This window comes from Phycicoccus avicenniae, assembly GCF_018139485.1.
Classification (GTDB): Bacteria; Actinomycetota; Actinomycetes; order Actinomycetales; family Dermatophilaceae; genus Phycicoccus; species Phycicoccus avicenniae.
The window spans coordinates 194,918-210,201 of sequence record NZ_JAGSNF010000015.1 but is presented as its reverse complement, the minus strand read 5'-3'; the positions used below and the strand labels follow the sequence as shown (position 1 = coordinate 210,201).

The window sequence follows — 15,284 nt, the reverse complement described above, 5'->3', positions numbered from 1 at the left end:
GCAGCAGGGTACGCGTCCCCGAACCGTCATTTCGCGGGTTCGCGGCCGTGGCTGTGTGATGATGGCCTGGCCCGGAGGCGTCATGGGGAAGGACACAGACCACCGTGAAGGGACGCGTGCTCGTCGTCGACGACGACCTGGCACTGGCCGAGATGCTCGGCATCGTGCTCCGGGGCGAGGGGCTGGACACCGAGCACGTCGCCGACGGCTCGTCGGCCATCGACGTCTTCCGCTCCTACCGACCGGACCTCGTGCTCCTCGACGTCATGCTCCCGGGCCGGGACGGCCTCGAGGTCTGCCGTGACATCCGCGGCGAGTCGGGCGTGCCGATCGTCATGCTCACCGCGAAGACCGACACCGTCGACGTCGTCCTCGGTCTCGAGTCCGGCGCCGACGACTACGTCGTGAAGCCGTTCAAGCCCCAGGAGCTCATCGCCCGGGTCCGGGCCCGCCTGCGCCGCGGCGACGACCCGGAGCCCGAGCGGCTGAGCGTCGGGGACCTCGAGATCGATGTCGCCGGACACTCCGTGACCCGCGGCGGCGTCCCGCTGTCGCTCACCCCGCTCGAGTTCGACCTCCTCGTCGCGCTCGCCCGCAAGCCCTGGCAGGTCTTCACCCGCGAGGTGCTCCTCGAGCAGGTGTGGGGCTACCGGCACGCCGGTGACACCCGGCTCGTCAACGTCCACGTCCAGCGCCTGCGCAGCAAGATCGAGCACGACCCGGAGCACCCGGAGATCGTCGTCACCGTCCGCGGCGTCGGCTACAAGGCCGGCGCCTCCTGACGATGTCCGGGTCGGGCGGCGTGGCGCTGCGCTCGGCGGTGCTGCGACGGCAGGCGACGCGCGCGGGCCGCTCCCTGTCCGGGCTGGGGCTCGCCGTCCGCCGCGCGGCCGGCCGGTCCCGCCGCCGGTGGCGGCAGTCGCTGCAGCTGCGCGTCGTGACGACGACGATGCTCCTGGGCCTCGTCGTCGTCACCGTCCTCGGCTCGGTGCTGCACTCCCAGATCGCCCGCGGTCTCGAGGAGGCACGGATCACCAACGCGCAGTACGAGGCGCTGGCGCTCACCGCCGAGGCGCAGACCCAGTGGCAGGCGTCGACCTCCTCGTCCGTCGACGAGCTCAACCAGGCGGCGCGCGACATCATGACCCGCATCCTCAGCGCCGCCGGCCCGGAGTCGACCCGGTACGTCGTCATGAGCCGGTCGGCCGGCAACGACAGCGACGTCGTCCTCGCCAGCCTCCAGAGCGGGGCGCTCGGCCTGTCCGTCGTGAGCCCGGACCTGCGCGAGGCGGTCGCCGCCGACCCGAGCACCCAGCAGGTCCAGCTGACGCAGGTGCGGCTCGATGGGCGAGAGCTGCCGGCGGTCGTCGTCGGCAGCGTCGTGCAGGTGCCGACGGCCGGCCCCTACGACCTCTACTTCATCTTCCCGATGGAGCAGGAGGTCGAGACGATGGGCCTCATCGGCCAGGCGTTCGTCGTGGCCGGCGTCATCCTGACCCTGCTCGTCGGGGCCGTCGCGGTCGTCGTCACCCGGCAGGTCGTCGACCCGGTCCGCCGCGCCGGCGAGGTGGCGCAGCGCCTGTCCGCGGGCCGGCTCAACGAGCGGATGCCGGCCAAGGGCGAAGACGACCTCGCCCTGCTCGCGACGTCCTTCAACAACATGGCCGACAGCCTCCAGTCCCAGATCCGCCAGCTCGAGGGGCTCTCGGCGGTCCAGCAGCGGTTCGTCTCCGACGTCTCCCACGAGCTGCGCACCCCGCTCACGACGATCCGGATGGCCGTCGACGTCATCCACGCCGGCCGTGAGGGCTTCGCCGACACGACGATGGCGCGCTCGACGGAGCTGCTCGCCGGTGAGCTGGACCGCTTCGAGGCCCTGCTCGCCGACCTGCTCGAGATCAGCCGGTTCGACGCGGGGGCCGCCGCCCTCGACGTCGAGCCGGTCGACCTGCGCGGCACCGTCGGGAAGGTCGTCGCGGCGGCCGCACCGCTCGCGGAGCGCCGGGGGAGCACGATCACGGTGCACGCGCCGGCCGAGGCCGCGGAGGTCGACGTCGACGAGCGCCGGGTCGAGCGCATCCTGCGCAACCTCGTCGTCAACGCCGTCGAGCACGGCGAGGGCCGCCCGGTCGACGTCCACGTCGGGGTCTCCGCCGACGCGGTCGCCGTCGTCGTCGAGGACCACGGCGTCGGGCTGCGCCCCGGCGACGCCGCCAACGTCTTCACCCGCTTCTGGCGGGCCGACCCGGCCCGGGCCCGCACTACCGGCGGCACCGGGCTCGGGTTGTCGATCTCCCTCGAGGACGCCCGCCTGCACAACGGGTGGCTCCAGGCGTGGGGCGAGCCCGGCCTCGGGTCGCGGTTCCGGCTCACCCTGCCGCGCCGGTCCGGCGGGACGCTGCACTCCTCACCGCTCCCGCTGAGCCCGAGGGACCTCTGATGCGCCGCCGTCCGCTCTGGGTGGCCCTCGTCGTCGCCGTCGCCACCGTCCTCGCCGGCTGCGGCGGGGGGCTGGCGTCCGACGGGCCGGTCCAGGGCGGCCTCGAGGTCGGTTCCGGCGAGGACGCGCCGCTCACGATCGTCTTCCCCGGACCGGAGCCGGACGCGACCCCCGAGAGCATCGTGCGGGGCTTTTTGCGGGCCGGGGCCGCGAGCGACGGCGCCTACGACAACGCCCGCCGCTTCCTGACCGGGGAGGTCGCGGAGAGCTGGAACCCCGACGAGACGCTCGTCCTCCTCGCCACCGACACCGCGCCCTCCGTGCGGATCACCGGGCCGACGTCCGTCGAGGTGTCCTCCCGGGCCGCGGGGACGGTCGACAGCACCGGCCGGTACACCGCCGCCGCCCCGGGGACCCGGGTGACCGCCGACTTCCGGCTCACCTCCGTCGAGGGCCAGTGGCGCATCGACCGCATCCCCGAGGGGTTCGGCCGGTGGATCACGAGCAACGACGTCTCCCGCCTCGTACGGCCCTTCGCCGTCCACTACGTGTCGACGAGCAGCCGCTCGACCGTCGAGGACGTCCGGTGGTTCCCCCTCGACCGTCTCGCGACCCGGCTGGCGCGCGCCCAGCTGCTGCCCCTCCCGCGCCACCTCGAGGGCGCCGCGGTCTCCGCCGTCCCGGAGGGGTCACGGCTGCTCGGCGACGCGGTGTCCGTCGAGGCGGGCGTCGCGTCGGTCAACCTCATCTCGACCCCACTGGCGCCGGGTGAGGCGACCCGGCAGAACCTGTGGGCCCAGTTCGTGAGCACGCTCATCCAGGACCCCGAGGTCACGGCGGTCCGGCTCGCGAGCGACGGGGTGCCGGTCGAGGTGTCCGGCGTCGAGGGGCCGGTCTCCTCGCTCACCCGGGTCGGGTTCCCGGCGCCGGAGGTCGACACCTCCCTCGCGAAGCCGGTCGTCCGCCGCGGGTCCACGGTGTCGGTGTTCGACCCGGGCCTCAGCGCCCAGCAGCAGACCCGCGACCCCGACCCGCAGACCGACCTCCCCGAGATCCCGCAGACCTGGACCGGGCTCGCGCAGTCCGCGGACGGCGCGGAGCTCGCCGCGGTCGACGTCGAGGCCGACGGGGTGTCGAGGTGGCGCGACGGCATCCGCTACGAGGTCCCGCCCCCGGGCACCGACGTCGGGGCGCCCGCGTACGACCGGCGCGGGTTCCTGTGGACGGGGGCGGTCGGCGACGACGCCCGGCTCTTCACCGTCGACGTGGACGCCGACCCGGCCGACCCCGAGGCTGCGGCCCCGCTGCCGGTCGCCGCCTCCTGGCTCGGCGACCGGCGCGTCGCGGAGGCCAAGGTCGGCGCCGACGGCGACCGGGTCGCGGTCCTGTCGACCCTGCCGGACGGGTCGGGGCCGCGGGTCGACCTCGCGGGCGTCATCCGCGGCGAGGGGGACCGCCCCGAGCGTCTCTCGCCGCCGCTGCGGCTCGGTGTCGAGCTGTCCTCCGCCTCGGGGCTGACGTGGGTCGACGACTCGAACGTCGCGACGATCGCCGGCATCGGGGGAGAGGTGGCGCCGACGGTGCTCTCCGTCGGTGGTGACATGACCCGGCTCTCACCGGTGCCGGGCGGGGTCGACGTCGCCACGACCGGGGCGGACGACCTGTACGTCGTCACCGGGTCCGGCCTGTTCATGCGGGCGGGCTCGCGCTGGGTCGACAGCGGTCCCGGCACCGACCTCGCGGCACCCGCAGGCTGACGGCCCGTCCCCAGGGGTCCCCGTCCGGTCGCCGTCGTCCCCAGCGTCGACGGAGCCGGAGCGGCGGCGCTCCCACGGAGGCATCGTCGGGGGATGAGCCCCTCGCTGCCGCTGGTCCCGGCCGTCCGATCCGCCGCCGGCCTCGTGCTCCCCACCCGGTGCGCCGGGTGCGCGACACCCGGCCCGGCCTGGTGCCGCTCCTGCCGGGCCTCCCTCGCCCTCCCGCCCCCGCCCGTGCGTGACGTCGGGGTGCGCTGCTGGTCCGGGGTGCCCCTCACCCCGCCCACCCGGACGGCGCTCACGGCCTACAAGGACACCGGACGGCGCGACCTGCGCGGGGTGCTCGCACCGGCGCTCGCCGCCGCGGTCGGGCGCTGCCTCGCCGAGGACCCCGTCCTTCGCCGTGCCCGCTCCCTCGGCGATCCGGTCCTCCTCGTCCCCGTCCCCGGCTCGGCGCGGGCCCGTCGCCGCCGTGGGGACGACCCGGTGCCCGCCCTGGCCGGGGCCGCGCTCCGCCTGCTCGACGACCCGGCGCTCGTGCTCGCCCCGCTCCTGCGGCACGTCCGCCCCGTCGCCGACCAGTCATGGCTCGGACGCGCGGACCGCCGGGCCAACCTCGACGGCGCTCTCGGGGTGCGCCAGGCGTGGCGCACGACGCTCCGGGGCCGGCCGTTCGTCGTGCTCGACGACGTCCTCACGACCGGTGCGACGGTCGCGGAGGCCGCCCGGTGCGGCATCGCCGCAGGTGGCGGCCACGCGGCCGTCGCCACCGCCGTCGCGACGCCCTGACCGGGCTCCGGACGGGTGCTCCGTTCTGCTTGTGGCGGGCCCGGTGGCGGGCTAGCGTCTCGTCATGGACCTCGTTCCTCGGAGGTGGTGCCCCTGACCGGAGCCGCCCTGCGCAGCGCACACCACCGACTTGAGGAGGACCCTCCTGTGGACATCGTCGTCACCGGCCGACACCTGACCGTCTCCGACCGCTTCCGCGAGCACATCGAGGACAAGCTGGAGAAGATCACTCAGCTCGAGTCCCGCACGCGGCGGGTCGAGGTCACCGTCAGCCACGAAGCGAACCGCCGCCAGGCCAAGGCCTGCGACCGGGTCGAGGTCACCATCCACTCCAAGGGCCCGGTCGTGCGGGCCGAGGCCTGCGCCGAGGACAAGTACGCGGCCCTCGACCTCGTCCTCGACAAGCTGATGGAGCGGCTGCGCCGCAAGCACGACAAGCGGCAGGTCCGCCGCGGGCGGCGCGCGCCGGAGTCGGTCGCCCACGCGACGGCCCGCAGCGAGCCCCCGCTCGACATGGCGGCTCCCGAGGGGGACGACGGCCCACGGGGCGAGTTCGACGACTCACCGGTCGAGGTCCGCGAGAAGGTGCACCGGTCCACCCCGATGACCCTCGCCGACGCGCTCACCGAGATGGAGGCCGTCGGGCACGACTTCTACCTCTTCCACGACGTGGACACCGACCGCGCGAGCGTCGTCTACCGACGGCACGGCTGGTCCTACGGCGTCCTCCACCTCGACCTCGACGGCAGCCTCGAGGAGTCCGCGGACGGCGTCGTCGCGGCGGCCGCCTCCTGATCCCGAGGGAACGCACGGTGGGCATCGGGCCCCTGACCTGACACGATGGGCCCCGTGGAGCCCACGCACACCGGAGCCGGGACCCGGGTGCCGCCCGCGGGCGGCATCCGGGTCGTGCTCGCGGACGACCACGTGAAGTACCGCACCGGCATGGGCATCGTCATCGGCCTGCACGGGGTCACCGTCGTCGGCGAGGCCGACAACGGGCAGGAAGCCGTCGAGGTGTACGCGCGGGAGCGTCCCGACGTCATCGTCATGGACGTGCGGATGCCCGGGCTCGGCGGGATCGAGGCGTGCCGGCGCATCCACGAGGCCGACCCCGGGGCGCGGATCCTCATGTCGACGATGAGCGACGACGAGTCCGACCTCTTCGAGGCGGTCAAGGCCGGCGCCAGCGGCTACCTTTTCAAGGACCTCCCCGCGGAGGACGTCGCCGACGCGATCCGCCGCGTCCACGACGGGCAGGCGATCATCCCCCCGAGCATGGCCGCGACGCTGCTCCAGGAGTTCAGCCGGCTGAGCCAGCAGCCGCAGCCGACCCCCGGGACGGAGGACGCACGGCTCACCGACCGCGAGGTCGAGGTGCTGCGGCTCGTCGCCCGTGGGCGGGCCAACCGCGAGATCGCCGGCGACCTCGTGATCTCCGAGAACACCGTGAAGAACCACGTCCGCAGCATCCTCGAGAAGCTGCACCTGCACTCCCGCGTCGAGGCCGCGGTGTACGCACACCGGCGGAACATCGTCGCGCCGGATGACTGACGCCGCGGTCGTCCGGCTCTCCCGACCCGCCGCCCGGCGGGTCGCCCTCGCCGCGCAGGGTTTCGCCCGTGCGCGGCCGACAGCACCCGGGATCCGCGACCTCCAGCGGGTCGTCGACATCGTCGGCGTCGTCCAGATCGACAGCGTCAACGTCCTGACCCGCAGCCAGTACCTGCCCTTCTTCTCCCGCCTCGGCCCGTACGACACCGGTCTGCTCGACCGGGCGCGCGACCGCGCTCCCCGGCGTCTCGTCGAGTACTGGGCCCACGAGGCGTCCCTGGTCCCCCCGAGGACCTGGCCGCTGCTCGACTTCCGGATGCGACGGGCACGGTCCGACGCGTGGGGCGGCATGCAGCGCGTCGCCCGCGACCACCCCGACCTCGTGGAGGCCGTGCTCGACGAGGTGACCCGCCGCGGACCCCTGACGAGCCGGGAGGTCGAGGCGTCCCTCGCGCACGACCACCCGCGCTCGAGCGACCACTGGGGATGGAACTGGTCGCTCGTGAAGAACGCGCTCGAGTACCTGTTCTGGTCCGGGCAGCTGTCGAGCGCGGGACGGACGGCGCAGTTCGAGCGGCGCTACGCCCACCCCGCGCGGGTGCTGCCGCTGGACGTACGCGCCGAGGCCCTCGACCCCGGGGCCCGGCCGGCGGAGGAGGAGGCCTTCCGGCGGCTCGTCGAGATCGCCGCGCGGGCGCACGGCGTCGGGAGCGAGCAGTGCCTGCGCGACTACTTCCGGCTCACCCCCCAGCAGGCGCGCCCCGCGATCGCGGCGCTCGTCGCCGACGGCACGCTGCTGCCCGCGACCGTCGACGGCTGGCACCGGCCGGTCTACCTGCACCGCGAGGCCCGCCGACCCCGCCGGGTGCGGGCACGGGCGCTGCTGTCCCCGTTCGACTCCCTCGTGTGGCAGCGCGACCGGGTCCGGGCGATCTTCGGCTTCGACTTCCGGCTCGAGATCTACGTGCCCGAGCACCTGCGGGTCCACGGCTACTACGTCCTGCCGTTCCTCCTCGGTGACGAGCTCGTCGCGCGCCTGGACCTCAAGAGCGACCGACGGGCCGGAGTGCTTCGGGTGCAGCGGTGTACCTGGGAGCCGGGTCGCGGCGGCCCCGACGACGCCGCCGAGCTGGACGCCGAGCTCGACCTCCTCGCCGGCTGGCTCGGCCTCGCCGCCGTCGGCTGAGAGGCGCCGCCGCCTGGCGGGGTACGCCGAACGGCCCCCCTCGCCCGGACCGTTGAGCGGATGTCCCGGCTCCCGGGGTTCCGCGACGCTGGACGGGTGCACATCCCCTCTCGCGGTTCTTCACCGTCACGTCCAGTCGGTGGTCGGGCGCGGACGCGGTCCGAACGAGGCGCGTCCGCGCTGGAGTTCGCCCTCGTCCTGCCGATGCTCGTCGCCCTCGTCGGCGGCATCATCGACTTCGGATTCCTCTTCTCCCAGCAGATCGCCTTCAACACCGCTGCCCGTGACGCGGCCCGCACCGCCGTGACGAAGCCTCTCACCGGATCGCCGCAGACTTGCTCGAACGTCGCTACCCGCGCTCGGAACGCGTCGACGCAGGCGGGGGGTGCGCTCGGCGTAGGACCGGCCGGGACCCGGATCGAGGTCACGGCACCCAATGGGGGCTGCACCATGGCCGCCGGCTCGACGTCGGCAGGAGGTCCTGCGCAGCTGTGCACGGGGTCGTCGAGCGACGGGAGCGTGACGGTCGCCGTCATCCACGAGTCGACACCGCCGTTCCCCGTGCCATTTCTGAACTCCGTGACCCTGACCGGGCGGGGCAACTTCGTGTGCGAGTACCGCTGATGCCCCGCCAGGTTCGAGATTCCGCTGCTCGCGACGAACGCGGTGCCGTTGCGCTGACGGTCGTCGGTCTCATCGTTCCTTTCCTTCTCATCGGCGCCTTTGTCGTCGACCTCGGCATGGCCTACGCCCAGGCGCAGGCGTTCGCGAGCGGCGCCGACAGCGCGGCCCTCGCCGTCGCGCGGGAGAAGCAGGACGACATGAACGAGAAGCCGACGACCCTGACCAACTGTGGGGCGCTGCTCGCCGACGATCCGGACGCCGCGCGCGCGGGCGAGACTGCCCGACGGCAGGTGCAGGCGAACCGACCATTTGACTTGTCCGAAGACGACATCACAGTCAATGTCAGGTTGGCCTGCGTGCCCGTGAACGGTGGTCCTGCCGGTTCCGGCGTCCTCAAGGTGACCGTCGACGTCACGCGCGAGGTCCCCACCGCGCTCGGCAAGGTCGCCGGCGTCGACTCGATCCGCGCGGCGCGCACCGGGAACGCGGGCGTCTCGGGGGCGAGGAGGGTCGGCGGAGTCTTCCCGCTCGCGATCTGCGACAAGCAGGCGAATGCCATCCGTGCGAACCCGACCGCGACGACGACCATCGAGACCGACAAGGTGTGGCAGCCCGGTTGTGCCACTGGCAACGCCGGCGGCGGCAACGGCGGTGGGAACAACGGCGGTGGGAACAACGGCGGCGGCAACGGCGGTGGGAACAACGGCGGCGGCAACGGCGGTGGGAACAACGGCGGCGGCAACGGCGGTGGGAACAACGGCGGCGGCAGCAACTCCGGCGCGGGTAACTGGGGTTGGCTCGACTGTGGTGCCACGAACAACAGCACCCAAGGCCTTGCGGACCGCATCCGCAACGGATGCACGCTCCCGCCGCTGGCGGGCAACCCGGCAAGCGTCCAGATGGGTGGCCAACCCGGGAACCGGGACAACGCGGGACCCGTACGAGACGCGATGCAGGACAAGGTTGGCGACTCGCTGGCCTTCCCGGTCTACGACCTCGTGACGAGCCAGGGCTCCGGCGCGGAGTACCGGGTCGTCGGTTTCATCACCCTCAAGATCATTGCCATCACGAACGGTGAGGTGACGGTGCAGTACCAGGCCTACAGTCCGACGGCCGAGTTCGACGGCAGCTGTGGCCTCGGCGCCGGTTGCGCGTCGTACAACGTGACCGCGGTCGGTCTCATCGGCTGACGGCGGCGCGACGCCCGACGGTGGTGGTCCCCGTCAGGCGTCGCGCAGCCGTTCCCAGTGGACGGCCTCGACGGTCCGCCCGTCCGGCAGCAGGTCCGCCGCGGACTCCCGCCCCCAGACCTCGAAGCCGAGCGACTCCAGGACGCGGTTGCTGCCGGTGTTGTCCTCGGCGGTCTGCGCGACGAGCCGTCGCAGCCCCAGACCGTCGGCGCTCCTCGGGGTGAAGGCGTGCTCGACCGCGAGCCTCGTGGCCGCGGTCGCGACGCCGCGCCGCCTCGCGGCCGGCAGGACCTGGTATCCGACCTCGGCGGTGTCGTCGTCGAGCGTCCCCTCGTGGACGAAGAGCAGGGCCTCCCCGAGCGCGCGGTCCTCGGCGGCGTCGGCGACGCACCAGCTGAGCGTCGTCCCCGTCGCCATCTTCTCCCGGCGGGTCATGAGCCACTCGGGGAAGGTGTCGACGTCGAGCACACCCCGCGCGGGCATGTGGTGCGCCGGCTGGTCGCGGGCGCCCAGCCCCTCGACGTCGGTGTCCCGCCAGGGCCGCAGCACGAGGCCGCCCGCCTCGTCGGTGCGCAGGACGGGTGGGTCGAGCCAGGGCGTCCGGGCCTCCATGACGTCGTCCGCGGCGAGGCTCGCCTGCCAGATGTCGACCGCGGGCCCGCCGTCCATGTCGACGTGCGCGCCCGGCAGCGTCCCGTGATGGGCGAAGCCGCACGCCCAGACGACGCGCCACGACGCGAAGTTCCCGCGCAGCGCCTCCCAGTGGACCCGGGTGCCGCCGCCGTCGAACCACCACTGGCACGCGAGGCGGACTGCGGCGGCCATGTAGCCCTGGCCGCGCGCCTCGGGATGCAGCCCGAAGCCGATCTTCGCGACGTCGCGCGACGACTGGGGTCGCAGGTCGACCGTCCCGAGGTAGCGGTCCGGGTCGTCCGCCGGGGCGAGGGCCCAGTGCCGGATGCCCCCCGGGTCGTTCCACGACGCCTCGATGGCGGCGAGCCATTCGCGGGCGTTCGCCTCGTCGTAGGGTCGCGGCACGGTCGTCCAGTACCTCGACTCGGGGTCCTCGCTCTGGGCGACGATGCGCTCGACGTCGGAGGCGCGGTGCGCCCGCAGGCGGACGTGCCCGTCGGTGAGCTCCCGGACGTTCCCGGGGAAGACGGCCTCGTTCATGGGGTCAGGAAACCACCGAGCGGGCCCGGGGCGGAACTCGACACGACGTCCCCGCCGTTCACCCCCCGGGCGGTGCCCTCCGGCGGCGCCGTCCGCGCGCCGCGGGCCCCTCGACTACTGTGGACGGGTCCGGGCGAGGCCGCCCGCCGCCGAAGTCTGCTCAAGGAGTCCCACTCGTGAAGATCGTCGAGAAGCTGCTGCGCGCCGGTGAAGGACGCGTCCTCAAGAAGCTCGACAACATCGCGGCGCAGGTCAACGCCATCGAGGAGGACTTCGAGGCGCTCTCCGACGCCGAGCTGCGCGAGGAGACCGAGAAGTTCAAGGCCCGCCTCGCCGACGGCGAGACCCTCGACGACATCCTCCCGGAGGCGTTCGCGGCGGTCCGCGAGGCGAGCAAGCGCACCATCGGCAAGCGCCACTTCGACGTCCAGCTGATGGGCGGTGCCGCGCTGCACATGGGCAACGTCGCCGAGATGCGCACCGGTGAGGGCAAGACCCTCGTCGCGACCCTGCCGAGCTACCTCAACGCGCTGTCCGGCAAGGGCGTCCACGTCATCACGGTCAACGACTACCTCGCCGAGTACCAGTCCGAGCTCATGGGCCGTGTCCACCGCTTCCTCGGGCTCGAGACCGGCTGCATCCTGTCCTCGATGAACCCCGAGCAGCGGCGGGCGGAGTACGCGAAGGACATCACGTACGGCACGAACAACGAGTTCGGCTTCGACTACCTGCGCGACAACATGGCCTGGGCGACGACCGAGCTCGTCCAGCGCGGCCACAACTTCTGCATCGTCGACGAGGTCGACTCGATCCTCATCGACGAGGCCCGCACGCCGCTCATCATCTCCGGCCCGGCCGACGCGCCCACGAAGTGGTACACCGAGTTCGCCCGCATCGCCGGCCGCCTGGAGCGCGGGGCGCTGGAGTCCGGCGAGGGCGACTACGAGGTCGACGAGAAGAAGAAGACCGTCGGCGTCCTCGAGCAGGGCATCGACAAGGTCGAGGACCACCTCGGCATCGACAACCTCTACGAGTCGGCCAACACCCCGCTCATCGGCTACCTCAACAACGCGATCAAGGCCAAGGAGCTCTTCCAGCGCGACAAGGACTACGTCGTGATGAACGGCGAGGTCCTCATCGTCGACGAGCACACCGGCCGCATGCTCGCCGGGCGCCGGTACAACGAGGGGATGCACCAGGCCATCGAGGCCAAGGAGGGGGTGCAGATCAAGAACGAGAACCAGACGCTCGCGACGATCACCCTCCAGAACTACTTCCGGATGTACGACAAGCTCTCCGGCATGACCGGTACGGCCCAGACCGAGGCCGCCGAGCTCAACTCGATCTACGGTCTCGGCGTCGTGTCCATCCCGACGAACCGACCGATGGTGCGCCAGGACGTCGCCGACCTCGTCTACCGGACCGAGGAGGCGAAGTACTCCGCCGTCGTCGAGGACCTCGTCGAGCGGCACGAGAAGGGCCAGCCGGTCCTCGTCGGCACGGTCTCGGTCGAGAAGTCGGAGTACCTCTCCGAGCAGCTGCGCCGCCGTGGCGTCCGGCACGAGGTCCTCAACGCCAAGCACCACGAGCGGGAGGCGTCGATCGTCGCCGAGGCCGGCCGCAAGGGCGCCGTCACCGTCGCGACGAACATGGCCGGGCGAGGCACCGACATCATGCTCGGCGGCAACCCGGAGTTCCGGGCCGTCGCGGCACTGAAGGACCGGGGCCTCGACCCCCACGAGACGCCCGAGGAGTACGAGGCGGCCTGGGACGAGGCGCTCGCCGCGGCCGAGAAGCAGGTCGAGACCGAGCACGAGGAGGTCACCGAGCTCGGCGGCCTCTACGTCCTCGGCACCGAGCGGCACGAGTCGCGCCGCATCGACAACCAGCTGCGCGGCCGCTCCGGCCGACAGGGCGACCCGGGCGAGTCCCGCTTCTACCTCTCTCTCCAGGACCACCTCATGCGGCTGTTCAACGCGGGGCTCGTCGACCGCGTCATGACGACGGCGAAGATGGAGGAGGACCAGCCGATCGAGTCCAAGATGGTGACCCGGTCGATCCAGTCCGCCCAGGCCCAGGTCGAGGCGCAGAACTTCGAGATCCGCAAGAACGTCCTCAAGTACGACGACGTCCTCAACCGCCAGCGCACCGTCATCTACGACGAGCGCCGCCGGGTGCTCGAAGGGGAGGACCTGCACGAGCAGCTGCGGTTCTTCGTCAACGACGTCATCGAGGGCTACATCGACTCCGAGACCGCCGCGGGCTTCCCGGAGGACTGGGACCTCGAGCGGCTGTGGCAGGCGCTGCGGGCGCTGTACCCGGTCACGGTCACCCCCGAGCAGATCGAGGACGCCGCCGGCGGCCGGTCCGCGCTCACCCCGGAGACCCTCAAGGAGGAGCTGCTCTCCGACGCCCACCAGGCCTACGACGCCCGCGAGGAGGCCCTCGGCGGCGAGGTGATGCGCGAGGTCGAGCGACGCGTCATGCTCTCGGTCCTGGACCGCAAGTGGCGCGAGCACCTCTACGAGATGGACTACCTCAAGGAGGGCATCGGCCTGCGCGCGATGGCCCAGCGCGACCCGCTCGTCGAGTACCAGCGCGAGGGCTTCCAGCTGTGGAAGGCGATGAACGAGTCGCTCAAGGAGGAGTCCGTCGGGATGCTCTTCCACGTCGAGGTCAAGGTCGACGAGGAGAAGAAGCAGGAGTCGGTCCAGCCGGTGCCCGTCGCCCAGATGCTCGGCGCGATGGCCGGTGGCGCCGCGGCGCCGGCGCAGGCCCCCGCCGACGAGCAGCCGGCCGACGAGCAGCCGGCCGACCGCCCGGCGGAGGAGCCGGTGCCCATCGGGGCGCCGACCGACGGCGACCCGGCACCCAAGGTCGAGGTGTCCGGCGTCGGGGTCGGCCGTCCCCGCCAGGGCGCGCTGCACTACTCCGCGCCGACCGAGACCGGTGAGGTCGAGGAGCGCGACACCGAGGGCGACCCCGGTGCCGGGCTCACCCCCGAGCAGCTCGAGTCGACCCCGAAGAACGCGCCGTGCCCGTGCGGGTCCGGCAAGAAGTTCAAGATGTGCCACGGCCGTCGCTGAGCGACCCCGTACGACCGGCCGACAGCGCCCCACGACGTCCGCGCCGTGGGGCGCTGCTCATCCCACCTGGAACGCGCTGACCCGCCACTTGCCGTCCTGGCCCACGAGGCGCAGGGCGACGGCGCGCACCCGCGGTCCGTGCTGGAGGACGACCGCGGCCTCCGCGACGCCGTCGACCGGCTCGCACACCCGTACGGTCCGCACGACGACCCGGTGCCGGGCGGTGCCTCCCCGTCCCTCGACCGCCCGCCGCGCCACCCTGGCCCCCCGGCGGGCGACGACGGCGTAGACCTCGGGGGTCGTCCAGCGCACGACCTGCGGGGCGGGTCGCAGCCCTGCCATCACCTCGACGAGGGCGTGTGCCATCCGTCCCGCCCACGCCGTGGGGTCGGGCAGCGCGTCACGGGGAGTGCGCTGGGGTCCGAAGACCTGCTCGTCCGAGGCGCACGCGAAGTCGACGGCGAGCGCGTCCTGGACGTAGCCCGGCACCCTCCGGTCGCCGCGCCCCCGCGTCTGCCGCAGGGCCTCGTCGAGCGAGACGACCGGGGGCAGGCGGTGTCCCGGCGCGGGGACGCCGCGCCCGGGGACGGGTCGCACCGGGACGGGGCCGGAGCTCACGACGCCATCGCCTGCGGGGCCCGGAGGAGGACCCCCGGCAGGAGCAGGTCCGGGTCGTCGCCGACGGCGGCGCGGTTCTCGGCGTACCAGCGCGGCCACTCGGCCGCGATCTCCGCATCCGTCGCGTACGCCCCGAGGTGCCGGGCCGCGATGGTCCACAGCGAGTCCCCGCGTCGGACGACGACCGTGGGGTCGGCGTCGGACCCGGGGGAGCGGGTGCCGAGCGGGGCGAGGTCGGGCTGGGGGCGCACCCGAGGGCGCTCCGGGGTCCAGCCCGGGTCGGGGTCGCCCGCCGCCACCCCGGGCGCGGCGGCCGGCGAGGTCCAGCCCGCGGTGGCAGCCGTGGTCCACCCCGCCGTGGCGGCCGTGGTCCACCCGGCGGCCCCCGCGGGCCCCCCCGCGGCCGCGGCCCGGTCGTGCACGAGGTCGGTCGCGCGCGACTCCGCCGTCGCGACGGCGACGCGAAGCGGGGCGGCGTGCGCGGTGCCGGTGGCACCCGCCGTGACGCCGAGCCCGACGACGACGGCGACGACCCGGCGCGCGACCCGGGGACTCAGCGCCGCCGAGGCCCGGGCGGCACCCCGACCCACGGCGCCCGGGACGAGCGCGAGCACCTCGAGCGCCACGCCGAGGACCAACCAGCCGACGAGGACCAGGCCAACCGCCGCGAGCACCCCGACGAGCGCCTCGTCCGCGGCGATCGGCGCCCCGGCCAGCGCCCGCACCCCGGTGTCGGCCGCGGCGTGCCACAGGACGGCGACGACCGACGCCGCCCCTGCCGCGCCGGTCACCGTGGCGACCGCGACCCGGGTCCTGGAGTATCGTTTGATGCTGTTTGGTGTTGTTTGCATGCGATGAACCGTAAGT

General features: G+C 73.4%; 13 protein-coding genes. 10 read left to right on the top strand and 3 right to left on the bottom strand.

What is annotated here, in order from left to right:
- Positions 1-104: 104 nt before the first annotated feature.
- From mtrA to KC207_RS11390, 9 genes are all read left to right on the top strand, one after another.
- Positions 105-782, top strand: coding sequence for an MtrAB system response regulator MtrA (gene mtrA, locus KC207_RS11430; RefSeq protein WP_211603162.1), 678 nt, complete (start codon positions 105-107; stop codon positions 780-782).
- Positions 783-784: 2 nt separating this feature from the next.
- Positions 785-2,440, top strand: a complete 1,656-nt coding sequence (gene mtrB / locus KC207_RS11425) for an MtrAB system histidine kinase MtrB (protein ID WP_211603160.1) — start codon at positions 785-787, stop codon at positions 2,438-2,440.
- The gene (locus KC207_RS11420) at positions 2,440-4,197 is read left to right on the top strand and encodes an LpqB family beta-propeller domain-containing protein (RefSeq protein ID WP_211603159.1); all 1,758 of its coding nucleotides are present in this window, start codon (positions 2,440-2,442) and stop codon (positions 4,195-4,197) included. The genes mtrB and KC207_RS11420 overlap by 1 nt, the downstream gene beginning before the upstream one ends.
- A gap of 93 nt (positions 4,198-4,290) precedes the next feature.
- Positions 4,291-4,986 carry a ComF family protein gene (locus tag KC207_RS11415; protein WP_211603157.1) on the top strand — a complete coding sequence of 232 codons (696 nt, stop codon included), beginning with the start codon at positions 4,291-4,293 and terminating at the stop codon, positions 4,984-4,986.
- Positions 4,987-5,133: 147 nt separating this feature from the next.
- Entirely contained in the window at positions 5,134-5,781 is a 648-nt protein-coding gene (gene hpf / locus KC207_RS11410) for a ribosome hibernation-promoting factor, HPF/YfiA family (protein ID WP_211603155.1), read from the top strand.
- A gap of 45 nt (positions 5,782-5,826) precedes the next feature.
- Positions 5,827-6,540 carry a response regulator gene (locus KC207_RS11405; RefSeq protein ID WP_211603153.1) on the top strand — a complete coding sequence of 238 codons (714 nt, stop codon included), beginning with the start codon at positions 5,827-5,829 and terminating at the stop codon, positions 6,538-6,540.
- A complete protein-coding gene (locus KC207_RS11400; RefSeq protein ID WP_211603151.1) occupies positions 6,533-7,726 on the top strand; it encodes a winged helix-turn-helix domain-containing protein in 1,194 nt (397 codons plus the stop codon). The genes KC207_RS11405 and KC207_RS11400 overlap by 8 nt, the downstream gene beginning before the upstream one ends.
- 60 nt (positions 7,727-7,786) lie before the next feature.
- Positions 7,787-8,350 (top strand): TadE/TadG family type IV pilus assembly protein, encoded by a 564-nt coding sequence (locus KC207_RS11395; protein ID WP_211603149.1) that lies wholly within the window; start codon positions 7,787-7,789, stop codon positions 8,348-8,350.
- Entirely contained in the window at positions 8,350-9,540 is a 1,191-nt protein-coding gene (locus KC207_RS11390; RefSeq protein ID WP_211603148.1) for a TadE/TadG family type IV pilus assembly protein, read from the top strand. The genes KC207_RS11395 and KC207_RS11390 overlap by 1 nt, the downstream gene beginning before the upstream one ends.
- A 33-nt stretch (positions 9,541-9,573) precedes the next feature.
- On the opposite strand, the gene KC207_RS11385 is transcribed toward KC207_RS11390, so the two are convergent.
- Positions 9,574-10,713, bottom strand: coding sequence for a GNAT family N-acetyltransferase (locus KC207_RS11385; protein WP_211603146.1), 1,140 nt, complete (start codon positions 10,711-10,713; stop codon positions 9,574-9,576).
- A 176-nt stretch (positions 10,714-10,889) separates the two neighbouring features.
- On the opposite strand from KC207_RS11385, the gene secA reads away from it, so the two are divergent.
- Positions 10,890-13,799: a preprotein translocase subunit SecA gene (secA, locus tag KC207_RS11380; RefSeq protein ID WP_211603144.1), complete on the top strand. Its 2,910-nt coding sequence runs from the start codon at positions 10,890-10,892 to the stop codon at positions 13,797-13,799.
- A 57-nt stretch (positions 13,800-13,856) separates the two neighbouring features.
- Here the strand turns inward: secA and KC207_RS11375 are convergent, their stop codons facing one another.
- Both KC207_RS11375 and KC207_RS11370 read right to left on the bottom strand, forming a co-directional pair.
- The gene (locus KC207_RS11375; RefSeq protein WP_211603142.1) at positions 13,857-14,417 is read right to left on the bottom strand and encodes an Rv3235 family protein; all 561 of its coding nucleotides are present in this window, start codon (positions 14,415-14,417) and stop codon (positions 13,857-13,859) included.
- Positions 14,414-15,268, bottom strand: coding sequence for a LysM peptidoglycan-binding domain-containing protein (locus tag KC207_RS11370; RefSeq protein WP_211603141.1), 855 nt, complete (start codon positions 15,266-15,268; stop codon positions 14,414-14,416). The genes KC207_RS11375 and KC207_RS11370 overlap by 4 nt, the downstream gene beginning before the upstream one ends.
- Positions 15,269-15,284 lie beyond the last annotated feature (16 nt).